The organism is Streptomyces sp. NBC_01546 (genome assembly GCF_045208355.1).
GTDB lineage: Bacteria > Actinomycetota > Actinomycetes > Streptomycetales > Streptomycetaceae > Streptomyces.
On record NZ_CP109380.1, the window covers coordinates 282647 to 307851 of the forward strand.

At 70.0% G+C, this 25205-nt stretch carries 27 protein-coding genes and 4 pseudogenes; 9 read left to right on the forward strand and 22 right to left on the reverse strand.

All coding sequences use genetic code 11. The features are described 5' to 3' along the window. Positions 1-631: 631 nt before the first annotated feature. Positions 632-1831, forward strand: a complete 1200-nt coding sequence (locus tag OHA89_RS39970; RefSeq protein ID WP_406368889.1) for a hypothetical protein — start codon at positions 632-634, stop codon at positions 1829-1831. Between the two features lie 27 nt (positions 1832-1858). Then, complete coding sequence (locus tag OHA89_RS39975) at positions 1859-2767, forward strand: hypothetical protein (RefSeq protein WP_406368891.1); 909 nt, start codon at positions 1859-1861, stop codon at positions 2765-2767. Between the two features lie 6 nt (positions 2768-2773). On the opposite strand, the gene OHA89_RS39980 is transcribed toward OHA89_RS39975, so the two are convergent. Beyond that, a complete protein-coding gene (locus OHA89_RS39980) occupies positions 2774-3127 on the reverse strand; it encodes a hypothetical protein (RefSeq protein WP_331761823.1) in 354 nt (117 codons plus the stop codon). 235 nt (positions 3128-3362) lie between these two features. On the opposite strand from OHA89_RS39980, the pseudogene OHA89_RS39985 reads away from it, so the two are divergent. Together OHA89_RS39985 and OHA89_RS39990 are read left to right on the forward strand one after the other, a co-directional pair. Continuing rightward, positions 3363-4561, forward strand: a pseudogene (locus OHA89_RS39985) (IS110 family transposase). A gap of 50 nt (positions 4562-4611) precedes the next feature. Beyond that, on the forward strand, positions 4612-5094 hold the full coding sequence (locus OHA89_RS39990) for a hypothetical protein (RefSeq protein WP_331761824.1): 483 nt from the start codon (positions 4612-4614) through the stop codon (positions 5092-5094). A 66-nt stretch (positions 5095-5160) separates the two neighbouring features. Here OHA89_RS39990 and OHA89_RS39995 read toward each other — a convergent pair whose 3' ends face one another. The 7 genes and pseudogenes from OHA89_RS39995 to OHA89_RS40025 all read right to left on the reverse strand — a co-directional run bounded on the left by OHA89_RS39995 (position 5161) and on the right by OHA89_RS40025 (position 8064). Beyond that, positions 5161-5370, reverse strand: coding sequence for a hypothetical protein (locus tag OHA89_RS39995; protein ID WP_331761825.1), 210 nt, complete (start codon positions 5368-5370; stop codon positions 5161-5163). A gap of 21 nt (positions 5371-5391) precedes the next feature. Next, the gene (locus tag OHA89_RS40000) at positions 5392-5670 is read right to left on the reverse strand and encodes a hypothetical protein (RefSeq protein WP_331761827.1); all 279 of its coding nucleotides are present in this window, start codon (positions 5668-5670) and stop codon (positions 5392-5394) included. Further along, positions 5667-6107, reverse strand: a complete 441-nt coding sequence (locus tag OHA89_RS40005) for a hypothetical protein (protein WP_331761829.1) — start codon at positions 6105-6107, stop codon at positions 5667-5669. Before OHA89_RS40005 ends, OHA89_RS40000 begins: the two co-directional genes overlap by 4 nt. Next, positions 6104-6778 (reverse strand): GGDEF domain-containing protein, encoded by a 675-nt coding sequence (locus tag OHA89_RS40010; RefSeq protein ID WP_331761831.1) that lies wholly within the window; start codon positions 6776-6778, stop codon positions 6104-6106. The genes OHA89_RS40005 and OHA89_RS40010 overlap by 4 nt, the downstream gene beginning before the upstream one ends. A 55-nt stretch (positions 6779-6833) precedes the next feature. Beyond that, a pseudogene (locus OHA89_RS40015) lies at positions 6834-7295 on the reverse strand (AAA family ATPase); the annotation flags it as partial. 59 nt (positions 7296-7354) lie between these two features. After that, the gene (locus OHA89_RS40020; RefSeq protein ID WP_331761833.1) at positions 7355-7864 is read right to left on the reverse strand and encodes a hypothetical protein; all 510 of its coding nucleotides are present in this window, start codon (positions 7862-7864) and stop codon (positions 7355-7357) included. After that, positions 7861-8064, reverse strand: coding sequence for a hypothetical protein (locus OHA89_RS40025; protein ID WP_331761835.1), 204 nt, complete (start codon positions 8062-8064; stop codon positions 7861-7863). Before OHA89_RS40025 ends, OHA89_RS40020 begins: the two co-directional genes overlap by 4 nt. A 114-nt stretch (positions 8065-8178) precedes the next feature. Between OHA89_RS40025 and OHA89_RS40030 the strand changes: the two genes are divergently transcribed. Next, positions 8179-8373 carry a hypothetical protein gene (locus OHA89_RS40030; protein ID WP_331761837.1) on the forward strand — a complete coding sequence of 65 codons (195 nt, stop codon included), beginning with the start codon at positions 8179-8181 and terminating at the stop codon, positions 8371-8373. Positions 8374-8457: 84 nt separating this feature from the next. On the opposite strand, the gene OHA89_RS40035 is transcribed toward OHA89_RS40030, so the two are convergent. The 14 genes and pseudogenes from OHA89_RS40035 to OHA89_RS40100 form a co-directional block, all read right to left on the reverse strand. Next, entirely contained in the window at positions 8458-8961 is a 504-nt protein-coding gene (locus OHA89_RS40035; protein ID WP_331761839.1) for a hypothetical protein, read from the reverse strand. 82 nt (positions 8962-9043) lie between these two features. After that, positions 9044-9253, reverse strand: a complete 210-nt coding sequence (locus OHA89_RS40040; protein WP_331761841.1) for a hypothetical protein — start codon at positions 9251-9253, stop codon at positions 9044-9046. A 28-nt stretch (positions 9254-9281) separates the two neighbouring features. Beyond that, positions 9282-9473: a hypothetical protein gene (locus tag OHA89_RS40045; RefSeq protein WP_331761843.1), complete on the reverse strand. Its 192-nt coding sequence runs from the start codon at positions 9471-9473 to the stop codon at positions 9282-9284. A gap of 76 nt (positions 9474-9549) precedes the next feature. Then, a complete protein-coding gene (locus tag OHA89_RS40050; protein WP_331761845.1) occupies positions 9550-10989 on the reverse strand; it encodes an ATP-binding protein in 1440 nt (479 codons plus the stop codon). Continuing rightward, positions 10986-11828, reverse strand: coding sequence for a hypothetical protein (locus OHA89_RS40055; protein ID WP_331761846.1), 843 nt, complete (start codon positions 11826-11828; stop codon positions 10986-10988). The genes OHA89_RS40050 and OHA89_RS40055 overlap by 4 nt, the downstream gene beginning before the upstream one ends. An 82-nt stretch (positions 11829-11910) precedes the next feature. Continuing rightward, entirely contained in the window at positions 11911-12345 is a 435-nt protein-coding gene (locus OHA89_RS40060; RefSeq protein ID WP_331761848.1) for a hypothetical protein, read from the reverse strand. 11 nt (positions 12346-12356) lie between these two features. Next, positions 12357-14657, reverse strand: a complete 2301-nt coding sequence (locus OHA89_RS40065; protein WP_331761850.1) for a hypothetical protein — start codon at positions 14655-14657, stop codon at positions 12357-12359. A gap of 133 nt (positions 14658-14790) precedes the next feature. Next, positions 14791-14991 (reverse strand): hypothetical protein, encoded by a 201-nt coding sequence (locus OHA89_RS40070; RefSeq protein WP_331761852.1) that lies wholly within the window; start codon positions 14989-14991, stop codon positions 14791-14793. 3 nt (positions 14992-14994) lie between these two features. Further along, the gene (locus OHA89_RS40075; protein ID WP_406368898.1) at positions 14995-15450 is read right to left on the reverse strand and encodes a hypothetical protein; all 456 of its coding nucleotides are present in this window, start codon (positions 15448-15450) and stop codon (positions 14995-14997) included. Between the two features lie 304 nt (positions 15451-15754). Continuing rightward, positions 15755-18088 carry a DUF2637 domain-containing protein gene (locus OHA89_RS40080; protein ID WP_331761857.1) on the reverse strand — a complete coding sequence of 778 codons (2334 nt, stop codon included), beginning with the start codon at positions 18086-18088 and terminating at the stop codon, positions 15755-15757. 149 nt (positions 18089-18237) lie between these two features. Next, complete coding sequence (locus tag OHA89_RS40085; RefSeq protein ID WP_331761858.1) at positions 18238-18606, reverse strand: hypothetical protein; 369 nt, start codon at positions 18604-18606, stop codon at positions 18238-18240. 263 nt (positions 18607-18869) lie between these two features. Beyond that, positions 18870-19115, reverse strand: a pseudogene (locus tag OHA89_RS40090) (DUF5999 family protein); the annotation flags it as partial. A gap of 239 nt (positions 19116-19354) precedes the next feature. After that, positions 19355-19627, reverse strand: a complete 273-nt coding sequence (locus OHA89_RS40095) for a WhiB family transcriptional regulator (protein WP_331761860.1) — start codon at positions 19625-19627, stop codon at positions 19355-19357. 236 nt (positions 19628-19863) lie between these two features. After that, on the reverse strand, positions 19864-20430 hold the full coding sequence (locus OHA89_RS40100; RefSeq protein WP_331761862.1) for a hypothetical protein: 567 nt from the start codon (positions 20428-20430) through the stop codon (positions 19864-19866). 367 nt (positions 20431-20797) lie between these two features. On the opposite strand from OHA89_RS40100, the gene OHA89_RS40105 reads away from it, so the two are divergent. From OHA89_RS40105 to OHA89_RS40120, 4 genes and pseudogenes are all read left to right on the forward strand, one after another. After that, a complete protein-coding gene (locus OHA89_RS40105; protein WP_331761864.1) occupies positions 20798-21130 on the forward strand; it encodes a winged helix-turn-helix domain-containing protein in 333 nt (110 codons plus the stop codon). 155 nt (positions 21131-21285) lie between these two features. Beyond that, positions 21286-22686: a helix-turn-helix domain-containing protein gene (locus OHA89_RS40110; protein ID WP_406368901.1), complete on the forward strand. Its 1401-nt coding sequence runs from the start codon at positions 21286-21288 to the stop codon at positions 22684-22686. 34 nt (positions 22687-22720) lie between these two features. Continuing rightward, positions 22721-23919: pseudogene (locus OHA89_RS40115) on the forward strand (dihydrofolate reductase family protein). Positions 23920-24078: 159 nt separating this feature from the next. Beyond that, complete coding sequence (locus OHA89_RS40120; protein ID WP_331761868.1) at positions 24079-24384, forward strand: helix-turn-helix transcriptional regulator; 306 nt, start codon at positions 24079-24081, stop codon at positions 24382-24384. The last annotated feature ends 821 nt before the right edge of the window (positions 24385-25205 follow it).

The following is a 25205-nucleotide window of genomic DNA, read 5'->3' on the forward strand; positions in this document are numbered from 1 at the left end:
TGCCAAGGCGTCCGCACGGGTCGCCCGGCTGATCACCGCCCTCAGCGACGTCGGCGTGTCCGTCACCGTGCCAGCTTGCAGCGGCTGCCGCGAGGTCCGACCGCTTGAGCACGTGTTCGACGGCCTGAGGTGCTGCTACCTGTGTTACCGCAAAGCCCACTCGACGGCTCGTGGGCACTGCGGACATGACAGAGCTGTCGCGTCCCGGCGCCCGGACGGGACTCCGCTGTGTTCGTCCTGCACGCGCTACGAGGCCGACAGGGTGATCACCTGCGTTCTTTGCGACTTGGTCCGTCCCGTCGGGCGACGCACCAAGGATGGGCCGCTCTGTCGTGCATGCTCCCGGCCGACGTTGCGGACCTGTTGGTTCTGCGGCAGGGGGCCTCGCCGCTGCTACCGGGCCGCGACCGGCATGCCCCGCTGCGACACCTGCTCTCGCACGCGACGCACGTGTGTGGGTTGCGGCAAGAACAAGTACGCCCTCGCCCGCACCGACGCCGGCCACCTTTGCGGGGACTGCTGGCGAAAGGATCCCCTCTCCTACAACCCCTGCCGGCTTTGCGGGACGATCGAGTATCTGCACAGCTACGGACGCTGCCACAGCTGCGTCCGTGACCAACAGGTCCTTGATGTGCTCTCCCGCGATGGCGCGATGCGGCCCGATCTGCAGCCGGTTCACGACGTCCTGGTCGCAGACGGAGCGAAGGCCGGACTGAAGCGGCTGGAGCAATCCAGCTTCCGCACGGTTCTTGACGCGCTCGTGGACGGCAGCTGCCCGCTTGCCCATGAGGGCCTGGACACGTTGCTGCCAAACAAGTCCGTGGCCTTTCTGCGGGCCGCGCTCGTCACCGCCGGAGTACTGCCCTCGCGCGACGAACAGTTCGCAGCCTTGGAACGGTGGATCGCCTCGGCGACCGAGGCCGTCACGGACGACAACGAGCGCAAGCTCGTTCGGCGCTTCGCGACCTGGCACCACCTGCGACGTCTCCGGCGTGAATCCGAGAAGCGTCCTCTCAGCCCAACCCAGGCCGCGACCGCTCGGGCAGGGATCCGCGCCGCCGTCGCCCTGCTGGCCTGGCTCCGCGGGCAGGGCGCCAGCCTCGGGCAGTGCACCCAGGGTCACCTGGATGAGTGGATGGACAGCGGGAACTCGACCCGTTACAACGCTCGTGGATTCATCGAGTGGTGCCGCAAGAACCGACACATCGGCGAGGACTTGTCGATCCCGGCATTCGAGAGGCTGAACCATGTCCGACCGACGGACGAAGACGAGCGTTGGGCGATCACCCGCCGCCTCATGCACGATGAGGACCTCGCCATCGAGGACCGGTTCGCCGGGCTCCTCTTCCTGCTATATGCCCAGCACATCACCGTGATCTCACGACTGCCGACCACGGCAGTGACAGTCGATGGACCACGAACGTCCCTGCTGCTGGGCACCGAACCGTTGCTGCTGCCAGATCCTCTGGACACACTGGCCCGGCAGCTTCTCGCTCGACGTCGCGGGCACACCACGATCGGCTCCGCGTCCGATTCGGTCTGGCTCTTCCCGGGCGCTTACGCGGGCCAACACCTGAGCAGTTACCACTTGGGAGAGCGGCTGAAGCGACTCGGCATCTACTCCCGCCCGGGCCGGACCTCCGCCTTGATGGGGTTGTCCACACAGCTGCCGGCGGCGGTCCTCTCGAAGCTTCTGGGCCTCAGCCCCGAGAGCGCCACCGCATGGACTCAGTCCGGAGGCAACTGGGCCCGATACGCAGCAGAGCTCCAGAGCCGCCCTCACCCCAGGCTTCACCTCGCAGCGGATGAGAGCGAATCCCCGGGCGCTTGACCGCTCCGTGGTCCTATCGTCTCGGTCATGGACTCAGAGCAGCTGAAAAGATCATCACAACGATGGATGAGTGCCGCACTGGCGGCCTTCGTCGAGGGCCCGGAGAGCTACGACTTCGCCGTTCACCACGCTGGGATCGCTACGGAGCACCTGCTCAAGGCCTACCTCGCTGGGATTCACCCGGCGCTGATCGTCGACGGCCGGCACTTCGATTCGCTGCTTCATGCCACGGGCCTGGGCTCCTACGCAGCCCCTCTGACCAAGGTGAAGACCATCGGTCTCGCTGAGGCTCATGAACGGGTACTCAAGCTCCTCCCCAAGAAGATCCCGATCGACAAGAAGGCTCTGGAGCCCCTTGCGGACGCCCGAAACGGAGTCGCACACAGCGCGATACACGACGCGACGCAAGCCGAGGCCGTCTTCACAATCTGCTTGCGCCTGGTCGACCCGGTTCTCGAAGAACTGAAGATCGATCCGAACGGATACTGGGGCCCCTACCTCGTCCTGCATCACAAACTGGTCGATGAGCAGGTGCGACAGGAACGCGTCACAGCGGAAGCCCTGCTGGTCAAGGCTCGCGCAATGTTCGAACAACGCTTCGAGCACATGTCGAGCAAAGAGCGCGATGTGGTGCTGGCCTCGATCACCAGTCAGCCCCTGCTCACCATGAGCCGGGAAGCCCCGAAGAAGTGCCCGGCCTGCGGATCCCAGGGGTGGGTGGCTGGCGAGGTAAACCTTTACGCAGACAGCAGCGGCCTGAATGAGGTCTACCTCGTCCCCTATGGCTTCCACTGCGCAGCATGCGACCTCGAAGTGGGCAGCAAGCTCCTCATCCACTTGGGTGACCTCAACGAGGACGTCCTACTGGATGACGACCCCTACGACCACATCGACGACGAACAGCCGATTGACGAAGACATCATCAGGGGCCGATGAGCCAGCTCACCCGACAGCACTCCGCAGTTTCTGATATCCGCAGTTACCAATAACCGGGATGAGCGCGGTGGCCAGGACCTCGAGGGCGTCGACGGTGAGCCGGGCGTGCTCGCCGGGCACCGTCGGCTGGACCAGGGTGCCGGTCGCGCGGAGCAGGTCGCCGGGCTGTATGCCGTTCAGCAGCTCGTGGGTGATCCGGGGGTCGCCGCTGGTGCAGGTGATGACCGTGTCGGGGGCGTCCTCGTCGGCGGTGTCGAAGTCGGCGGGCCGGACGACCAGGTCGAAGGTGGCGGTGCCGTCCGGTCCGGGTGCGGGTATCGCGTCGACCCAGCCGTCGACGGCGCAGTGCTTGGTGTCCATCAGCTGGCTCTACCTTTCTGACCACGGGTTGACCGCAGCCATTCGTAGGGTTGAGGCACCCAGGGGTGCGGGGTGTGGCTTTCAGCTGGCTGCCGATCGTGGTTCCGGAGGCTTGGCCGCCCCGCTCCCCACGACGACTCGGCCGCCGATTGGGAAGTGCGAACAGGTCGCTGCGTAGAGCAATGCCGGCGAGGTCGTCCGTGGTACGCAGACAGGGACGAACGACTGGAGCACGATGAGCCGGATATGGGCGGGGACCGACTGCGGCAAGGGACATCACCACTGCCTGGTCCTAGACGCTGAAGGCGACACGTTGCTGTCGCGACGAGTAGCCAACGACGAGCCTGAGCTGCTCGCCTTGATCGCCGATGTGCTGGAGCTCGCCAACGGGGACCGGGTTACGTGGGCGTTGGACATGACTGGCGGTGAGCCGGCTCTTCTGATCGCCCTCCTGGTCAACCACGGCCAGGAGCTCGTTTACATCCCGGGCCTCGCGGTCAATCGAGCCACGGACAGCTACCGCGGAGCAGGTAAGACGGACGCCCGTGACGCGCGCATCATTGCCGACCAGGCGCGCATGCGCCGGGACCTGGAACCGATCCGGCCTGGCGACGAAGCTGCCATCGAGCTGAAGCTGCTGACGGAGCACCGCACGGATCTCGTCGCCGAACGCACCCGCACCGTCAATCGACTCCGATCACTGCTGACAAGCATGTTCCCGGCGCTGGAACGGACGCTTGAGCTCAACACCGCAGGGCCGCTGGTGCTGCTGAGCGGCTACCAGACGCCTGCCGCCATCCGTCGGCTGGGCACCAGGCGCCTGACGACGTGGCTGCGTAACCGGAAGGTGCGCACTGCCGAGTCCCTCGCTGCAAGAGTCGTCGAGGCCGCTGAGCGTCAGCACACCGCCGTCGCCGGAGAGTCCGCCATCGCGAGGTGGTCCACACCCTCGTCAAGGAGGTGATGGCCCTCAACGAGAAGGTCGCGGAGACCGACAAGCTCATCGAGAGCCAGTTTCGCGAGCACGAGCTGGCTGAGGTGATCCTGTCCATGCCGGGTATCGGCGTCACTCTGGGCGCAGAGTTTCTGGCCGGCGTCGGCGGCAGTCTGGATGCCTTCCCCACACCGGACCGGCTTGCGGCCTTCGCTGGCGTCGCCCCTGCGCCGCGTGACTCAGGGCAGGTCAGCGGAAACCTGCGCCGACCACAGCGTTACCAAAGGCGCCTACAACGCGTCTTCTACACCTCCGCGCTGCTCAGCGTCCGTTCTGATCCGAACTCGCGACGGTTCTACGATCGCAAACGTGCCGAGGGAAAGCGCCATGCCCAGGCCGTGATCGCCCTCGCCCGCCGCCGCGTGAACGTCCTGTGGGCCCTGATCCGTGACCGGCGCCTCTACGAGGTCATGCCACCACTGGTGACGGCGTCACCCTGACCCTTAGCCCACCCCATACAGAGCGGCGAGGCCCGTGACATCCTGCGGCGGTGCGATTGAGCGATCAGGCAAACAGTGTCGACCTCCGCCCGCTGCGCTATCAGTTCCCCACAGTCAGGGGCGACTCTTACGACGACAACTGGCTGGTCATCGGTGGTTCCGTCACAACTCCCGATGCCAGCTGGTCCTTTGCCGATCCCTGCTTGCTGACCGATGAGGCGCGTGAGGTGGCCGCCTGGCTGCGCGCGGTAGCAGAGGGGACGGTGGCTGTGACCGGACCTGATGCCGACGGCGAGTTGTCCCCGGACACGTGGTTCGTCGAGCCGGTCCTGGCCTTCAGTCTCGCCGACCGAAACGAGGCTGGAGTGGTGCTTCGCGTTCACCTGTCTTTGGAGGGGGCGCCCCCTTGGCAACAAGGCGATGACGGAGCGGACCTCTACCAGTACGTCGTAGAGGTGCAGCTGGATACGGCTGCACTCCTGCACGCGGCTGACCAGTGGGATCTTGCTTTGGCGTCTTTTCCAACCCGCTGATTAACATCCCCTCTCGATGGATGCGGTCCGCTGGGAGCCCAGCGCAGGCTCCATGCCTTGACTTCTCTATTGGGAAGCCTCCGCCAGGGTCTCGGTGGGGCGAGGGGAGCGGGGTCGGGGGGTGTGCTGCGCGAGCACCAGCAGCTCGCGGTTGCGCTTCTTCTCCGCGTCGGTGAGGGGCCGGGCCTGCACGGCGCCGTGGCGGTGCCAGAGCGGGGAGGCGGGCGGCTCGGGGTAGGCGAGAGCGTGGTCGACGTGACGGTCGGTGCTGCTCATGGGAGCCTCCGGTGGGAGGGTTCAGGCGTGGGTGGCGCGCTGGCTGCTCTTGGGCTGGGTGTCGGAGGCGAACCGGCCGAGGCGGGCCTCAACCGGGTTCGCGGCGATCCAGTTCTCTGCGCACGCCTTGTGGACGGGCTCCCCGGCGTGGGAGCGCATCGGCGTGGGCTTGTCGCACAGCACGCAGGGGCGGTCCTGCCAGCGGTCGAAGTGCTGGCTGTCGCGCCATTCGAGGAGAGCGCCGGGAGCCGGGACCAGGCCCGGCTCGAATGGCGGCTTCTTGCCTCGGGTACGGGTCACGGCCGGAAGTCGGGCAGCTGCTGGAACACGCGCTCCAGCAGGTCCGGCGTCGGCTTCCAGGGCACGACCTGCCCGCGTGCGGGGACGGGCAGGGGCAGCTCCTGGACGTCGGCGAGCACCAGGTGCCAGGCGCCGGGGAGGGCCCACTGCGAGCAGAGCGGCGCTCCCTCGGGGTCCTGGTGGCAGTCGGTGATCCGGGCGATGCCGACGACCGCGCCGGTGACCAGCTGGCGGTCGCGGATCGTGCGGCTGATCAGCGGGGCGCGCAGGGCGGGCCGATCGATGGTCTTGCTCGTGTGCAGCAGCACCCAGCCGGTCCGCCACCGGCTGGGCCGGTTCTCCACGGTCTTGGCACCGGCGAGGATGCAGGTCGCGTACGGCTGCCGGATGCTGATGCTGCGGATCCAGTCGCCCTCGGGCAGGGTCGCGGCGCTCATGCGGCCCGCCCCCACACGCTGGTGCCCGGACGGCCGGCCCGGCGGCCATTAATGGACGGCACCGTGACGTGCTGCCGCGCGGCGAGGATCGCCCGGCCGGTGTGCTTGCCGTCGTACAGGGCAGCGTCGGCGGCGCGTTGCAGCAGGCTCAGGTCGTGGGAGCCGACCGCGTTCGGGGTGGCGGCGCCGACCGAGGCGCCGACGTCGACCGTGCGGCCGTCGTCCAGGGCGATCGGGGTGTGCAGCATCCGGACCAGCTGCGCGAGGCGCTGCTCCAGGCGCTCGGCGGGCAGCTCCAGGACGACGGCGAACTCATCGCCTCCGAGCCGGCCGACGGATGCGCGCGGGCCTGCCCAGGCGGTGAGCCGGGCGGCGGTCGCGGCCAGGACGGCGTCCCCGGCGGCGTGGCCCATCGTGTCGTTCACGGCCTTGAAGTGGTCCTGGTCGACCAGGACCACGGCCACGTCGTCGTGCCGGGCAAGGAGCCGGCGGGCGCGGGCGGTGTAGGAGTCGCGGCGCAGCAGGCCGGTCAGCGGATCGCGGCGGGTGGCGGCGAGCCGCTTGTGGAGCGCGACGGCGTGGACCGCCCAGCCGGTCAACGGCAGTGCGGCGGTGGTCAGTAAGAGTGCGCGCTGCCCGAACCGGGCCTGTGCGCGCAGGACGGAGTCCATACTGGTGATCTCCCTCTCGTCTCGTACGGGGTGGGTAGGCCCGGGGCAGCCGTTCGTTGAAGCCCTCGGCCTGCAGCTTCGGGTGGGAGCGGACCATCGCGGTGTGCTGCGCGCGGACGGTGTCGTCCGGCACGGTCCGGTTGGCTGGCCGCGGGCCCTGGCGCTCCACGCACACAGGGGCCGGGGTGGAGACCATGACCGCGACGGCGGGCATGTTGTGGCGCTTGGCGGCGGCGACCAGCGGGGCCCGTGCCGCGGAGGTGACGTTCGTGGCGTCGACGACGGTGAACAGGCGCCGGCACATGCGGCTCTCCAGAAGCAGGTGCAGGGCGGCGACGGCGTCGCCGGTCGCCTCCTGGTCGCCGGCGTCGCCGCTGACCACCTCGCGCAGGGCGTCCAGGGACAGGACCTGGGAGGCGGGCCAGGTCCGCGCGAGCGTCGACTTGCCCGCTCCACTGGCTCCGATCAGGACGACCAGGCAGGCATCCGGCAGGTACGGGAAGGTCAGCGACGTCATGCGTGGGGCTCCTTGGATCTCGGGTGCGGACGGGGTGAGGCGCGTGCGGGAGGGCCGGGTCACCGGGTGGTCGCCTTGGTGGTGGCGATGAGCGCGGCGACGGTCTCGCAGCCGTGGTGGAACGCGCCGTCGAGGTGGAACGCCCCGTTCAGGCCCTGCGAGGCGAGCCGGTAGAAGCCGCCCTTGCCGGTCTTGTCGGCGAGCTTCTCCAGCAGGCCCTTGCCCGGGACGCGGCGATCCGCGGCGTAGTGCGTGCCGAAGGACACCGCGAGCGCGGCGGCGGCCGCCGCGGGGTGGACCCGGATGCCGAGCGCGCGGGCGCCGAGCCCGGCGACGACCGCCTGCGTGGCCACATAGGTCAGGCAGTGGTGCAGGCACGCGGCACGGCCACTGGCCGTTCCGTGGGTGGTCTCCTTCTCGGTGACCGGGTCCTTGTAGGTGACCGGGTGGTCGTCGGAGGCGCCCTTCACGCGGGCGCAGAAATCGGATTGGACCCAAAAGTCTCCGATGGCGCTTCCGGCGCGGGTCAGTCCGAGCAGGGCGGCGAAGACGGCGGGACGGTGCGTCATGCTGGGGTTCTCCTGATCTCGAAGAGGTGAGGGAGCGGGCGGCCGGCCTTTGCCGGTGCTGCGGCCGCCCGGGTTGTGCGGCCCTCCTCGATCAGCAGGGGCGGGGCCGCGGGGTGGCCGAGGGCCTGGCCGTGGTCGGTGGCCGGGGGCTCCTGGCGCGGGCCGGGGATGTTCGGGGTGCGGTCGTTGTGGTCAGCCACGGTCGGCTTCTCCTTCGAGAACGGTGACGGCGCGTACGGGATGGGCATGGCTCTGTTGCCGGGGCCTGGTGGTGCGACAGGCTGGGGCAGGCCAGGGAGCAGCAAGGGGGCGTGATGGCAGTCGAGTTCGATTCGGTGATCGCCGATGGGGTGATCTATCCGGCGTTCACGGACGACGACGGCGTGCTGTGGATCGACGACGAGGACGACTACGAGGTGGTCGTCGACCACGCGATCGTCGACGGGGTGATCTACGAGGCGGAGGTCGATGGGTACGGCCGCCTGCTGATCTACCTGGACGACGACTGAGCGCGCGGGCTGCTCCGGGCGGCCTGCCCCGTACTCGACTCCCGGCCAGCAGGGCGGGGTTCGAGTACGACGCAGGGTGCCGGGTCAGTTGTGGATGTCGTTGCGGGTGCGGGCGAAGAACATGCCGCGCGTGGTGCTGTGGTTGTTGATCTCGGTCCGCATGGTGACCGGGCCCTCGTAGATGTTCTTGGTGACGGCGGAGCGGGCGCGGTTGATCGCGCCGCCGATCGCGGTGGCGGCCATGGCGAGGCCGGCGAACGGCAGGGTGACCATCAGGACTCCGGCGAGGCTGACGGAGGCGAGGCCCTGCAGGACCAGCCAGGCGCCGCAGCCGATGCCGGTGACCCCGGCGCCGACGCCGATGGAGGCCACGGCGATTCCGGCCGCCCAGGCGGGCACGATCCGGTGGTCGGGCTGGTGGACGGGCGGGGTGTCGCCGTAGGCGGGCACGGGGGAGTGGTCGCGGTACGACGTCGGGAAGTGACGAACCGGCTCCTCGATGCGGAAGCTCGCGTCCATGATCCGCTTGGCTTCGGCTGCGGCCTCGGCGTCGGACATCGGGCGGCCGGCGGTGGGGTGGAAGTCCATCGTGCTGTCTCCGTTCGGGTACGGGTGCGCCCTCCCGGCCGTGGCGGCGGGGAGGGCGCGAGGGTGGGGGGAGCGGGCGGGGTTAGTGCCAGCTGGGGGCGGCCTCGAGTTCGGCGAGCGTCGGGTACTGCCGGAGTCGCAGGGCGGCCTGCGGGCCGGTCTCCGGCTCGAGCTGCTCCTGGCCGCCGTTCTTGCGTCCGGCGAGCAGCAGCTCGTTCAGCAGTCGGCGGGCCTCGGGGTCGTTGGCGAGGACGGTGGCGGCTTCGTCGATGACGGCCAGGGGGCGGTTCATGGTGGGCTCCGACCGGTTCGTGGGCGGGCTATCCGAGGGTGCTGATCCATCCGGCGATGTTGCTGATCGCGCCGTTGATGGCGGGCGCGATGCCGGTGGAGGCGAGGGTGAAGCCGAAGAGGACGGCGGCGAGCGCGGGCCACAGACGCAGGTAGCCGGTGCGCACCAGGACCACGACGAGGATTCCGGCGAAGAAGACCAGGGAGATGGTCAGCGCCACAGCGGGTGAGCTCCTTCAGAAAGGCCGGCGGCCGGGCGGGCGCGGTGGCCAGCCCGGCCGATGACGGGGGAGTGGGTCAGTTCCTGATCGCGGTCAGGGTGTTGCGGACGCTGCCGAGCTTGACCTCGCGGCCGCCGTCGGCGTTGACCAGCTCCAGGATCTGGAGCGCGTCCAGCGGGTCGTCGTGCGCGTCCAGGACGGCCTGGATGCGGTCGCGCAGGGTGCGGGCGCGGGGCTTGGGCACCGAGGCCGGGACGGGGGAGGGGGCCGCCTTGGCTCCGCCGCCGCCCTTCTTCTTGCCGCCGCCTTCGCCGTCTTCGTCTTCCTCGGGCTCGGGGAAGACGGCTCGGTACGCCTCCATGCCGTCCAGGCGCTGGCAGTAGGCGTCACCGATGAGGCCCCAGGCATCCTCTTCGATCTCGGGCGGGGCGCCGGGCCCGTACAGGTCGAGGACCATCGGGTCCAGGCCCTCGGTGGGCTCGTCGGAGCCGATGTTCCAGAACCGCATCTTGCTGGTCGGGTAGCGGCCGTTGACGTTGTAGGCGGTGCCCTGGGTGCCGGGCAGGTCGCTGTCGTCGTGCTCCTCGTCGAACTGCGAGACGAGGTCGACTTCGCCCGCGTACTTCGGGATCGGCGCGAGGACCTGCCCGGCGGGCAGCAGGCCGTCGGTCACCAGCTGCTTCATCATCGAGCTGGTCCAGCGAAGCAACACGACTTCGCCTTCCTTCAACATCGCGCGCAGGGTGTCGCTGCCGCCCATCTCTTCGAGGTGGCCGGCCTGCGCGAACAGGCCGATGCCGACGCCGAGGGAGCGGCCGGTGCGGCCGATGTCCTTGATGTAGAACGTCGCTTCGTCCCGGTAGGGGGCGCCCTTCTCCAGGAGGCGGTTGGCCTCGTCGATGATCTGGTAGATCAGCGGGTCGGGCCGGTCGCGCAGGAACTTGGAGCGGCCCAGGCGGGCGTAGCGCTCCTGGCGGTCCATCATGGTCAGCCACGTCGTGCGCAGCTGCGCCATCGTGCCTTCCTGCGTGGTGACCCGCCAGGCCACGTTGCCGTCCGAACCGGGCCCGGCCTGCCCGTACGCCTCGGGCGCGGACTGGCCGCCCTTGAGGTCGGCGTAGAGGACGGCGATCCCGGACCGCTTCATCGCGGCGAGGATGATCTGCCCTGCTGTGGACTTGCCCGCGCCGGTGGTGCCGAACAGCAGCAGGCGCTGCGCGGAGCCGCTCGCCGGGTCATACAGGCGCAGCAGGGAGGGCCGGCCGTTGTGGTAGCGGCCGATCCAGATGCGGCCGCGTTCGTCCATGACCAGCATCTGCGGGTCGGCGAGGATCACGCGGGCGAGCGGGTCGTCCGGGTAGATGGTGACCAGCGCCTTGGTGCCCATGACGCTGGTCTCCACCGCGAGCCGGTTGACGTCCCCGATGTGCAGCGCTGCGGCGAGGCGTTGCGGGTGGTAGGTGATGATGTCGCCGGGCTCGGCCGCTTCCACGGTCAGCTCGTAGATCCTGCTCATGCGGGGAGCTCCTTGGTCTCCTCGTCGGGGATGTCGACGGTGCGGATCGCGGTGATGACGGTGGAGGGCATGCCCTTGGGTGCGATGAGCTTCTCCCAGGCGGTGTAGATGTCCAGGGCTTCTTCGGGGGCCTGGCCGACGGCGAGGCGCCGCACCCCGGCTCCCTGCCGGGGAACGGAGGTGATGGCGATGTCGCCCTCGGGCCAGTTGATGGCCGCGGACAGCTCCAGCAGGTCGATCTTCGGGACCGGCTTGCCCGGGAGGGTGGAGCGGATGACGGCGGTCATCGACTCCTCACCGGTGCGTTCGATCTGCTCCAGCACCGTGTTCGGGGCGGCGCCGCCCTCGATGGCGACGTGCTGCGCCCAGTACGCGGCCATCGGGTGCTGCGGCCCGGCCGGGACGTTCTCCTGGGTCAGGAGCTCCTGGGTCTGCTCGATGGCCTCGGGGGTCAGCGACTTCTCGCGGCCGACTAGGACGCGGGCTACGCGGGCCGGGCGCACGTACAGCACGGCGGCGGTCCAGCCGGCGTCCGCGAGGAGCTCCCAGTACCAGTCGATGCCCGGGATGATGCGCTGCGCGGTGAGCAGGACGGCCATGGACACCGAGGGGGCCATGTAGAGGCCCATGGCGGTGTTGCCCGTCGCGTCGCGCCGCAGGGTCAGCGACCACGCGGCGCCCCATCCGGCGCAGCCGAGGGCGGCCAGGACGGAGGGGCCGTAGAAGTCGTGGGTAAAGGCGCCGGTGGCGAGCGCGCCGGTGCCGGCCACGGTGGCGACGCGGCCGAAGGCGTTGCGGGCCAGGGCGAAGCGGCTGCGCAGGGGTCCGAGGCGGATCATCGGTGGGCTCTCCTTAAGGGGCATAGGGAAGGGCGGCGAACCCTCTCGGGGTTCGCCGCCCTTCGTGCTGGTGCGGGGTGGGTCAGCGGTTGCTGTAGAAGGTGCGGTCGGCCATCTCGATGCCGTCGGGCATGTTGTTGGCGGCGTCCGCGACGGCGCCGTAGTCGGCGATGTGCCCGTCGGCGGTCGAGTGGAAGAGCGTGGACATCTCCTCGCACTCCACGGCCATGGCTTCGGCTTCGTCCTTGCAGGACCGCATCACGGTCGCTGCCTCGCGGTGCTCGTTGACGGTGGACTGGTCGACGGCCTTGGACGCGGCGAGGTCGGCGAGCTTGTCGACCGAGTTCGCGCAGTCCTCCACGTACTTGAAGGTGGAGCGGACCTGGTTGGACAGGCCCGCCATGGTGGCGCTGGCGGCGGTCAGCTGTGCGACGACGATGCCGAAGCGGACGGCGCCGACGATGACGGAGCCGGTCTTCTGGAGAGCGCCGCCGATGACGGGTACGAGGTCGGACACGGTGGGTTCTCCTATTCGACGTGGTAGTCGCGCTCGGCGGGGGCGGCGTGTCCGGCGTCGCGAACGGCGTCGGCGAGCGGCTTGTGGCGGCGTTCGGCGTTCTCGCCGGCGGTGCGGATGGACTCGGAGGCGGCGGGCAGCTTCTCCGCCAGGGCCTCCGCCTTCGCCTTCACGCTGACGGCCTTCTCGGCGAGGATCAGGACCCAGCCCTCCAGGACGCCGGGCACCTTGAGTTCGACGATCTTCGTGTGGAGGGCCTCCAGCCGCGTCATCATCTTCTCGCAGCCGTCCGCGGCGGCGTTGGCCTCGTCGACGCCCGCCATGATCTCCTCGGCCATGTCGGCGTCGGAGTCGATGACGTCGAAGATCGTCAGGTCGCTGTCCGCGTACTGGGTGCTCGGTGCCTTCGTCGGGACGGGCACGGTCACTACGGTTCCTCCTGTCCTTGCTGCGGGAATCGCTCCGGCGGGAACCCCTGCCCGGCGGCGTGCCTCACGCTGGCGTGCCTCCCAGACCTGGCCGCCGGTCTGTTCGACGGTGATCGTGGTGCCTTCGGCGTAGCCCCAGCCCGGGGGCGGGCCGAACCCTCCGCTCGGTGCCGTGTCCGGACCGGACGTCGTGGCGGAGCTGGTGGAGCTGGACGGGTCCGGATCCGGCCGCCCGGAGCGGCGCGCGCCCGCCCGCTCCCACCAGCCGCGCAGGGAACGGCGCCTGTCGCCTTTCCGCTTGGAGGCCGGACCAGCCGAACCGGTCGGGCCCGTACTGCCGGTGGGGCCGGCGGCCGGGCCCGGTCCAGGCTTGCGCGGCTTCTTGGTGAGCTTGACCTTCTTGCGCAGGTTCACCTTCGAAGCCGTACCGGGGGGACCGGCGGGAGCGCCCGGTCCCGGCTTGCGGGGCTTCTTGGTGAGCCGGACCTTCTTGCGCAGGTTCACCTTTGGGGCCGTGGTGGCGGGCTTGGGCTTCTTCGTGAGGCTGACCTTCGGCTTCGCCGTACCGGCCGCCGTGGTCGTGCTGGGCTTGGGCTTTTTGGTCAGGTCGACCTTCGGCGTGCCCGGTGCCGCCGTTCCGGTCGGGGCGGGCTTCTTTTTGCCCTTGTTCTTGCCCTTGGGGACTGTGATCAGGATCGGCGTCAGGTGCTTGCGGCGCTTCTTCAGCCGCCGCGCCGATTCCGCCGCGATGGCCGCCGGGAGCGTGACCCGGCCCTTGCCCTTGCGCTTCGGGGGGCCGCTGGCGCCCGGCTTCCTCCCGCCCTTCTTGCCCTTGCGGCCCGTGGCCGGGGCGGGCGAGGACGGGCGCTTGCGGCCCGGCTTCGAACCCGTTCCGGACGAGCCGGGCTTGGTGCCGGACGCCCCGGGCTTTGTGCCCGAGGTGCCGGGCTTCGTGCCCGTGCCGGGCTTGGACCCGGACGTGCCGGTCTTCGACCCGGGCCCGCGGCCTGGCTTCGAGCCGGAGGAGGGTGTGGCGCCGCCGCCCGCGCCGGACGTGCCGGGGGTTCCGGTGCCGCTCTTCGGCTTGGGGCCATTGCGGATCCGGTCGGCGGCTCGGTCGCGGACGGCTCCGGAGAGGCTTCCGGAGCTGTTCTTCGTGCCGGTTGTCGGGGTCTTTCCGCCCCCAACTCCGGGCTTTCCGCGTCCCTTTGTCCCGGAGGACTCCAGGGCGCCCCTGCGGCCTCCGCCGCCGCCTCCGCGACCGCCGGTGCCCAGTGTGGGCGTACGGCCGCCAGAGCTCCCGCCAGGGGCCTTGCTGGGCGTCTTGGATCCGGAGCCGCCCGGCGAATTGGAGCCGCCGGGGGAGCGGAACGTGCTGGGTGCGGAATTCTTTCCGGAGTTTGTCCGGCCCCCTCCGCCGGCCGACGTGCGGGTGCTGCGCCCGAATTCCGGACCGGGCTGCAGATGGCTTTTCTGGCGGGCCGCTTCCACTCCGATCTCGGCTTTATCGGCCGCCGCCCGCTGCTGATCTGCAATGGCCCGGTGGTGTTCGTGGCGGGCTTTCAGATAAGCGGCGGCATTCCATGCGCCGCGCATTGCGGCGACGGTGATACCGGCCATCATCACCACCGACATGGCGGCGATTCCAGGCCCTTGCGGACTGTCCGGGATTCCGGGGTCCGCGTGTGCGGCCGTCGTGCTGCTGCCTCCGCCGACGTCGGGATTTCCCGCCACCAGCAGGGAGGGCGGGGGCGCCAGGGTGGGCAGGGCGGTCAGGGTGGGGGCGTCGGCCCCGGGGGCCGGCGGGCCGCTGCCCACCGGCCCCGGGATCGTCAGCCCGCCGGGGAAGCCGAGGACGGTCCCCCCGGCGTCGTCGTCGGCCATTGGCCGTCTCCTTCGATCAGTCACTCCGGGTCACGGATCCGGGGGGCCTCACGCGCGCGTATAGGCGCGCATGTTGGGCCCCCCGGATTCACGGGGTGAGGCGGTGATGATGAGCAGTGATGAGCGCGGAGCGTTACGGCGAGGTCGGCCGGCCCTGCTGCTCCGTCGTCCAGCGCTGGAGCAGCAGGACCAGGTCGGCCCACGCCTTGTCGTCGGTGCCCGCCAGGAGGCGGGCCAGGTCCCACAGCGCGGTCGCCCGCGCCTTGTTCGTGGTGGTCTCCGCCAGGCGCTTGTTCCAGCGCGCCGTCTGACCCTTAGAAAGGTGGCCGGGCACTTATCAGGCCCTCTTTTCCAGGAAGTCCAGGAAGGTGTTCTGGCCGCCGTCCGTGCCGGTCTTCTGCACGACTCCCTTCCCGTCGCCGGTCGGCTCGGCCAGGGCGCTCGTGAGGCCGTTGAGCTGCCCGGCGGTGTTGACCGCTCGGGCGGTGTTCAGGCCATTCTTCCTGGTCTTATCAAGCTCCTTCTTCTCCGCCTTCTCCTCACGCTTCAACGGCAGTTCGACGTAGCGTCGCTGGAATTCGGCGTCGAGCTTTCCGGCGTGATTCACGGCGTCCCGCAAGTCGCTTTCGAGCTGCGCCAGAGGACGCGACGCGAGAAAGGCCCGGATTCGGGCCTCGAAGGGCCTGTCCCCGTCGAACCTGATGTTCTCCAGGTCCGCCCGGTACTCGCCGAGCAGCGCCCTGACCTCGTCGGCCATCTGCCGCAGCCGCTCGCGCTGCTGGGCGGCGTACACGGCGGTTCCGCCGGGCTTCATCAGGTGGTCCGAGGTCCACCGGTTGTTGTTCTCGGGCATGGCAGAAGACCTCCAGGTCTCGGGGGTGGGGAGGGAAAGGGGTTCGTGGGTCCGTGTCCCCGAGGCGTGTATGCGGGGCCGGGGTGGTGCTCGGTTCGGGCTGGCTGTCCGCGCCCGCTCGGGGCGGGCGCGGACAGCGGGCCTGCCGGCCGTGGCCGTCACCGGTCCGCGCTCACACTCGGGGAGCGCGGGCGCGGGCCGGGGGCGACCATGAGCGGCAGGGGGTGAGCGCCCGGGTGGGCGCTCAGGCGTTGACCGGGACGCTCGCCCCGGCACTCACGCTCGCGCTCGCCGGGGCGCTCGGGGTGCCCTCCTCGACCTGCTCTCGCAGGCGCTGGGCGGTCGGGCGGGAGACAGGCTCGTCGGACAGGCCCGCCTCGGTGAGCGCGTCGCGGATCTCCGTCCACTGCGGACGGCGCCCGAGCTCGGTGTAGAGGAGCCGGATCCGTTCGTGGCGGCGCTCGGTAAGCGCGCCCTGCTCGCTGCGCGTCCGGGCGCTCTCCGCTCGGTGAGCGTCGTCGTCACCTTCCGGGCGCTCACCATCATGAGCGCCTGCGGTGAGCGCCGGGCGCTCACGCTCACCCTGAGCGTTGCCGGAGGTGAGCGCGCTTGCGTCGGGGTGAGCGCCGCTCGGTTCCGGGTGAGCGTTGGCGCTCACGTCCACGCGCTCGACGGTGTGAGCGTCCTCAGGGGTGAGCGTGTCGGCGAGCGCGGCGGGCGCGCTACCGAGCTTGAGCGCCATCCGCTGCTCCAGCGGCGCCTTCCAACGCCACAGCAGACCGAACTCCTCACGCAGCCGCGCTCGCAGCCAGGTCTCCTGCTGGAGGCGGGTGAGCGCCTCGTCGTAGGAGTGGATCTCCCACAGGATCATCCGGCGGCGAAGGCGAGCGGTGGGGATCGGGGCGAGCAGCCAGCGGCTGCGGCGTACCGTCTCCATCCGCACCTTGCCGGTGACCGCGCCGATCCGCGTGGCGTACAGGTGGGAGGCGATCTCGGAGAAGACGACCCAGAGCAGGGTGAGGGCTGCGTGCCCGATGCGGCCCGACGCGGAGTCGGAGGCGTTCCAGTTCAGGTACACGGTCACCGCCGTCAGCGCCCTGGGCACCCACCGGATCCAGCGCAGCTCCATCCCCATCCGGATCAGGATCAAGTTGGCGCCGGTAAACGCCGGGATCGCGACGTCGATGCCGACCGGCAGCAGCCACGGCCACTCCCAGCCCCACGCGGCGGCCTTGGCCTCCAGCGCCGTGTAAGAGGAGAGGAGGCCGAGGGTGGAGACGGTCGCGGCCGCCAGGACGATCCCGACGACCAGGAGCAGCTCCTGCCCGGACAGCGGCGGGACACCGCCGGCGGGCCGGGCCTCGTCGCGGGCCTTGCGCCGCTTGGCGCGGGACTCGGCCCGGATCTCCCGGCGCCGCGCCCGGCGCACGGTGCGCTGCGTCGCGGCCTCGAGGATCCGTTCGGCCTCGGCCAGGGCTTGCGTGGCGGCGGCCTGGTCAGCCGTGGCCTTGGCCGCCGCCTCCCGAGCCGTCGCCTGGTCCGTCTCGGCCAGCTCCCGCAGCCGGGCGACGTCCTTGTCGACCGCCGTCCGCAGCTCCTCGGCGGAAGCGCGGGCGTCGTCCAGGGCGCGGTCGGCGTCGGCGCGAAGGCCGGCGGCCCGCTTCTCCGCCCCGGCCCGCACCTGCGCGGCCTGCTCGTCCGCGCTCCCGCGCGTCCGCTCCGCGTCGGCACGGGCGCGCTCCAGGACCTGCTCGGCGTCCTTGGCCGCGCCCGTGCGGGTGTCGGCGGCGGTGCGCTCGGCCTCGGCGAGGAGCTCGGCGCGCTTGTCCGTCGCGTCGGCGAGGACCTGCGCCGCCTCCCGTCCAGCCTCCGTACGGACCCGCTCGGCGTCGGCGGCCGCATTGGTCAGGGCGTCCTGCGCCTGGCGGCGCGCGTCGGCCAGGACCTCCTCGGCCTTCCCGGCCGCGGCCGTGGTGAGGGCGTCGGCCTTGCCGCGCGCGTCGGCGAGCAGCTGCTGCGCCGTCGCCTCGGCGTCGGTGCGGACCTGCTGGGCGTCGGCAGCCGCAGAACTGGCGGCGTCCTCCCGGATCCGGTCGCCAGCCTTGGCCGCGTCGGCCAGGACCTCGTCGGCCTTGTCGGTGGCTTCGGTGGTGAGGGCCTCGGCCTGCTCCCGGGCGGCGGCGAGCAGCTGCTCCGCCGCGGTCTCGGCGTCCGTGCGGGCCTGTTCGGCGGCCGTGGCGGCGTCGGCCAGGAGGCGGGTCTGCTCGGCGGTGGCCTCCTCGGTGAGGGGGGCCGCCTCCGTGCGGGCGCCGTCCAGTAGTTCGGCGGCGCGGGCCTCGCCCGCGGCGACGATACGGGCGGCGTCGGCGGCGGCCTGGTCGCGGAGGTCGGCGGCGCGGTCGGCGGCGTCGGCCAGGACCGGGTCGGCCTCTTCGTGCACCAGCGGCACGGTGTTCTCGGCAGCCGGGGCGGCGGCCTGGTCCGGGACGGTGGTCGGGGAGGTCTGCGGCCGGGCGGTGGAGGTGCGGGGCTGCCTCTTGGGCTGGCCCCGGCGACGGGCGGTGGTCTTGGTGGCCACGGGGGATGTCCTCTCGTACGTTCCGGCGCCTCCGTGAGGAGCGGCACCGCGGGGCAGCGTCGGTCGGTAGGGTCAGGACCAGGTCCTCCGAGGCCCCGGCAGCTCTAATGCCGAGGACTCGGAGGACCGTTGTGCTGCGGGGCTGGGGGTCAGTTGCGAGCGGGCAGCGCCGCGTCCTGCGCGAGGTGCAGGCGCAGCCAGGCGACTGCGGCCGGGGTCATCGCCCCGGTGTCCGGCTCGCTCAGCGGCGCGGAGTCGATGTCGTGCATCGCGTCGGCGGCCGGGAGCAGCCGCATGTAGTCGGGGTCGATTCCGGCGCGGTGCCGATTGGCGCTCAGCTCGACCAGGTCGTAGAGGACCTTGCCGGTGTCGGCGTGCCGCCAGGACCGCTCCACGCGGCCGACGAAGGTGTGGCCGGGCTTGCCGAGCCAGAACTTCTCGACGTCGCGGAACACGACGAAGTCGTCCTTGATGTAGGTGACCTTCGGCTGTCCGGCCTGCGTCTGGGGCTGGGTCACGTTCTCTCCTCACTCAGGTACACCGGCCCCGAAGGCCGGCGGGTCCGGACTGCCCGGCTCCCCGTCACCGCCCGACCCGGCCGCCGGGGTTCGGCGGTCGGTGCGGGCGGATCAGGCAGCCGTCAGGCCGAACGCGACGTGCTGGAGGAACTGGCCAGATTCGCCGCCTGGAGGAGCGCGGCCGCGTCGGCCTTCCCGCTGCGGACCGTGCCGCCGATGAGCGCGTGGGCGTTCACAAGCCGGAGCGGCAGCGCGGTGTCCACGGCGCCGGTGGGCCGGTGCGGGTCGACGATCCGGCCGTCGGGGAGCAGCTCGCCGGTGTCCTCGAAGACCAGGACGGAGTTGCACAGGAGGCTCCAACCCTGCTCCGGGTGGGCGGCCACGACCTTCGCGGCCTCCCGGTCCGGGCTGTCGGCCGCCGGGCACTTCGGGGTGTGCGTGCAGAGCGAGTCGGGCAGCCGGGTGGTGCCGGTGGCTGCCGCGGTGTCGAGCGGGGTGCTGGTACGCATGGGCTCTCCTGCGGGGATGCGGGCCCGAGACTCTCCCGGGCTGGAGGCGTGCGAAAGGCCGGCTGCCCGCCTGGCGGGCGACCGGCCTGGTGGAGCAGCGCGGTGCGGGAGCGGAGTTGGTTCTCCGTCCCGCACCGCGGTCAGCCGTGCGGGGCGTCAGCCGTGCAGGCGTCGGCCGAGGTCGTGCTCCTCGTTCGTGCGGCGGAGGTTGTCCTCCAGGCGCTTCTGGTCGGCCTCGCTCATGCCGCCGACTCGTTCTTCTTGTTGTTCCGGGCCCGGTTGCGGGCGGCGCGGCGCTTCATCGCCCGCCTCTCGTCCTCGGACAGGCCGCCCCAGACGCCGGATTCCTGGCCGGACTCGAGCGCCCACTGAAGGCACTGCTCCATGACGGGGCAGCGGCAGCAGACGGCTTTGGCCTCGTAAATCTGCACGAGCGCGGAACCGGTGTTGCCGATCGGGAAGAACAGCTCCGGGTCCTCGTCGCGGCAGACCGCGCTGTGTCGCCAGTCCATGGCCGTCACTTCCCGGAGCGGACGCGGCGCAGGGCCTCGTCCATGTCGGTGTCGGAGTCGCCGTTGCTGCGTGCGATGCTGTTGTCGTACATCCGGGCCTCCCAAAAGGTCCGTCAGACAGCCCCAGGGATGCGACCCCTGGGGCTGTCGTCGTATCGGCTGTCGTACGAGCAGCCACGGCCCCGGCCGCCCCCGTCGTGCGGGGCGGCCGGGGCCGTGGTCGATCGTGTGGTGGTTCAGCAGCCCGGGCGCTGGGGGTGGAGCGTGATCAGCGGGACCGACGGACCGTCCAGGGGAGCGTCGCCAGCGGGCAGGCGCTTACGGGCAACGTCGACGACACCAACGCGGCCCAGCACCGCGTTCCAGTCGGCTACGCGTCCGGCCGGAGTGCGCTGCGCACGGGCCCGGAGGGTCTGGTCGGTGCGGGGGCTGAACGCCTTCGGCAGCACGGTGGTCGGGCGCCGGGCGGCGGTCTCGGCGCCGCCGTCCTGGAGGCGCTCCTGCCACGTCTCATACGCGACGTCGACGTCGATCAGGCGGTTGCTGCCCTGGCAGCGGACCGACGGGTCCTTCCCCGCACGACCGGTGTCGTGCGGGACTAACTTCTGCTGCCGAGCCTGGATGCCGGTGATCGGCACCCACGTCTTGCAGTCGGGGCAGATCAGCGACGCACAGGCAGGGCGCAGGTCGTACTGGTGGGGGCGGAGGGTGGAAATGATGAGCGCCGGGCGGCCGTTGACGTTCCGGGAGCGGGTCCGGCTCCTACGGGGCCGGGCGGTGCGTTCAACGGGAGAAACAGGCATCTGGACTCCTTATGAGTGGAGTGGCAAGGGGCGCGTCACGATGCTCTCTCCGCCCTCCAGGACGCCCGGCGAGCCGGGCGTCCCGCAGGACAGACAGCGCACTGCGCTGCGACGTGCACGCAGTTGTCGTGCTGTCAGACCCGGGGGAGTTTGATGGAGCTCTCGACCCCGGCCACCCGAAGGCGGACGACTACTGCGGTCTCGCGGTGGTGCTCATGCTGTTCAGCGGGAGAGGCGACCGCTCTTCCAGGAAGCCATTTCACCGACATAGCTAACTTAGCTGATAAAGTCGGGGTCGTGTCAAGCAGCTCGTTAATGAAGCTAGGGAAGCTGTCTAAGTCGAGGGGGTCGTCTTACGATGTCGCTCATGAGTAACGAGGCCGTGCAGCCGTACCAACGGATCGTCCAGGACTACAGCGAGAAGATCCGCCAGGGACGACTCGCTGCCGGCACGAAGCTGCCCGGCATCCGGGAGCTCTCCGAGGAGTACGGCGTCGCGGCAGGCACGGTCCAGCGGGCTCTGACCGAACTGCGAAACGCGGGGCTGATCTACTCCCATCAGGGGCGTGGCTCCTACGTCAGTGACACCTCGGGTAAGTCCGCCCAAGACCCAACCGCACTCGCCATCACGGCGCTTCAGTCCCAGGTCGCGGAGCTCACTGCTCGTCTGGACAAGCTTGAGAGAAGGCGTCATGACTAACGCCGACTCCCGCCTCTCACGCTTCATGTCCATCGCTCCTTGGTCGCTCCCGGCTTCGCTACCAAAGTTGTAGGACCGAGAGTGGATTGCGTTCTACGTCTGACATGTGTCCAGCAGGTAGGACACAACAATCGGAGACATGAAGGGGATTCAGTGTGGGGCAGAAGCCGAACGTCTTAACCCCAGAGACATCACCCTTGCATCGCTTCGGCTACCAGATGCGAGACCTCCGGGAACGGCGCAACCACACCCTGCGCAGCCTGGCGGAGGCCACCTTCATCTCCTACTCCAAGCTCTGGAAATGGGAGAACGCACAGCGGGCACCGAAGCACCGCTCGGAGGTTGAGCAGCTCGACCGACTGCTCGATGGCCAAGGGCTCCTGGTGGAGTTGTGGGGCCGCATTGGTATGGACGGTTCCCCCACATGCGATGTGTCCGTTCCGGGGGGCCATGTGTCCGAATCATCTTCGGATCTGGCCCTACAAGCCTCCGGGCAGGCAGGCTCGAACGATGACGACACGGACACGGTTGTCGTCCCCTGCCGCGTCCACGGAAGGATCCTCTTCGTGCCCGTGCCCCGCCGCGTTGTCCTCGCGTCTGGCCTCGCCGGACTCGCCGCGACAGCTTTTCCGGCGCCGACAGCGACCGCCGCTACTACGGCCGCCGACATGGCCTCTCCCATTGAGCACTTCTCGCAGCTCCGCCGCGTGATGATCCAGACCGACAACTTGATCGGCCCTCGGCACGTCCTGCCCGCGCTCCAGCAGCACCTGGCCCGGCTTACCAGCCGCCGCCGAGCCTCCAGTGGCGCCGACGCCGCGGAGCTCCTCGCGCTCGAAACCCGCTACGAGGAACTAGCTGGCTGGCTGGCCCAGGACATTGGGGACGAGCGAACCGCTCACGGGCACACGGCGAAAGCGCTGGACGCGTCCCATATCACCGGCGACGCTGATCTCACCGCATACATTCTTGGCCGCAAGGCCCAGCTCGCCGTCGACACCGGCCTTGCAGCCGACGCCCTCGGCCTTGCGGCCGCTGCCCGACGCACTGCCCGCCCCGGTAGCCGTCTCGAAGTCATCGCAGTCATGCACCAAGCCCACGCACACGCCGTTCTAGGCGACGGTACAGAGGCTCTGACCTCATACGACACCGCGCTTGCTCTCCTCGGGCGCGCGGACACGGACGGGGTCTGGGGCTCCTGGCTCGACGAGGCATACGTCAGCACGGCCCGCGCTCGCTCCCTGGCCGCGCTCGGCGAGTACGAGCAGGCAGCAGCAGGTTTCGACACCGCCATCGCTGCCCTGCCAGCCGCTTACCGGCGCGACCGCGGCGTTTACCTCGCCCGCGCAGCCCGCGCCCACGCCGGCGCTGGCAACTTCCCCCTCGCTGCTCAGATTGGCCTACAAGCCGTCGGGATCGCGGCTGAGACCGGATCAGCGCGCATCGTGAGCCAGCTCGACCGGCTCGACCGAGTTCTCGCCGCCGCCGCCAGCGGCATAGTGGGCACCGCCGAATTCCGCGCCGCGCTCGACCAGATCGTCCTACACCCCGCCTGACGCCACCCGGCCCTACGCACTTCTGGAGAACTCCGTGCCTCGCCCGTTTGTCCTGCTGTCCGCCGCCGTCTCTCTCGACGGCTACCTCGACACCCGGCCGGGCGAAGACCGGCTCTTGCTCTCCAACGCCGCCGACTTCGACCGCGTCGACTCCGTACGCGCCTCCGTCGACGCAATTCTCGTTGGCGCCGGCACCCTTCGAGCTGACAACCCCCGGCTCCTCGTCAACTCGCCCGAGCGACGGGCAGTGCGGGTCTCCGCAGGCCTTCCCGAGTACCCGCTGAAGGTCACCATCACCAGAACAGGCGACCTGGACCCGGCCTGGAAGTTCTGGCACCACGGGGGTGAGAAGCTCGTTCTCGCTGTTGGCGAGGAAGCAGCAGGGAAGGCCCGCGCCAATCTCGGTGACCTAGCCACCATTCAGGGCATCCCTACTGAAGCAACCTGGCAGACCGCGCTCGATATCCTCGGCGATGTCTACCGAGTCCAGCGGCTCATGGTCGAAGGTGGCGGCACCATCCACACCCAGCTCCTCGAGGAAGCCCTCGCCGATGAGCTCCAGCTCGTCATCGCCCCGCTCCTCGTCGGCCAGCCTGATGCTGTAAGGATGCTCGGTCCTGCCAACTACCTCGGTGGCCCCTCGGCCCGGCTCAGGCTTTTGGAGACGAAGCCGATCGGCGATGTGGTGCTCCTGCGCTACGCCCCCAAGGACATCTCCATGGAACCTCGATGAACACCACGTCAGGCACGAGCTCTCCGGGCGACAGCAGTTCCCCTAACGCCGCGGACCACCGCTGGCTCGCCCTCGCGTGCGAGCTCGCTGCTCTCTGCCCGCCCTCGACGACCGCGTTCTCCGTCGGTGCGGTCATCGTCGCGTCGGACGGCACCGAGCTCGCCCGTGGTCACTCTCGAGAGTCCGACCCACATGACCATGCTGAAGAAGCGGCACTCGCCAAACTCCCCACCGGGGATTCCAGGCTTGCCACTGCCACGCTCTACAGCTCGCTAGAACCCTGCGCGAAGCGTGCCTCCCGAGCACGGGCCTGCTCCCAGCTCATCCGCGATGCCCGCATCCCTCGCGTCGTCACTGCCTGGCGTGAGCCCGACACCTTCGTCCCGGGCGCGGACGGCACTGAACTCCTTGAATCCGCTGGTGTCGTCGTCGTCGAACTTCCTGAGTATGCGGACGCCGCTCAGAGGCCGAACCGCCATCTACTCGGTAGCGGCAGGTAAAAACCGGTCAGCACAGCTCGTACAGCTGTGTATCGGCTGTACGGCGCCGAGAAGTCGCATAACCACACCATGTTGGCTGCACAGGAAACAGCATCAACCCCCTTCCAAGGACCGGATGCTGTATCTTTCAGAGATCTGTCGATCATGAGAGGCTGCGCCATGCCCGACCCGGACCGCCTGAGGCAGGTCGATGCCCTGCTGGACGGCCTGGACGACGTCCTGCCCCCGCCGCGAGTGCGCGCGCAGCTGCGCCTCGCCGCTGGCCTCACCCAGATGGATGTCGCTGACGTCGTGGGCGTAAAGCGTGTGGCAGTGGCACGTTGGGAATTGGGGGAGGCCCACCCCAGGCGCCCGCATCGCGAGGTCTACCTGCACCTACTCAAGGGGCTGGCAGAGCGTTTCCCTGAGGCCGCAAAGGCGGACGAGGGCATGCCGACGCCGGCCTCCGAAGGGGGATCGGGATGACCTAATGGCCATCGGCCGCGCGCCAGGCGGATTAACCACCCGCTCCTCGCGCGACCCGTCTACCGACCGGATTAACCACCCGCGTCGGCTGCTCAGGTCCCAGTTGTCGCTGGTCCTGAGCCGCGGCTCACCGAGCCGCTGATTCCAAACCGGCCCCTAACCAGGGCCACCGCTAGACCGGCCACTCACCACGGCCACCACAGCCGCAGCAGCACCAGCTGCGCGTGCTTCACCGCGAGGCCCCCACCACAGGGGCTCTGCGATTCAGCTCCACCGAGACGAGAGGAGAAATCTCCGCCCTGCCGTTCGGTGTCTGCCCGCTCCTCACGGAGGGGGCGAACACATCCGCACATTCACTCGTCGGCTGTCCCGCTTTCGCGGGGCGGTCCGGCTCGCACATGAGAGATGGTGTCCCCGCCATAGTGCACGACCTTGCGTCCCCTTGTCAGCTCGACTGTGCCCGATTCACACCGGTTCGAGCCCCCCGTTCTTCCCGTGTGACGGGATTGACTGACCCTGTTTGCCCAATTCACGGCATTAATCACGAAGATTCTTCGGGTTGGAGTGTCACACCGACCCCGGTCTCCGACACCAATACCGAGAGGGGGACCCCTGTCCTCCTGACGGCGCCGACCGCCGCGGTGCTCGGGAGCTCCGTCCCGTGTGGCGGGACGGGATCCAAGATTTCTGCCCGCCCGGCGGGAGCGATCGGGGTTCCTGCTGATGCGGGTCCCTTGCCCACAGGGGTCCTGCGCAACGCTGCCGAGATGATCTACATCTCGCACCTTCGGGTGGACCAGTGAACGCCGTGGCGGCGTCAG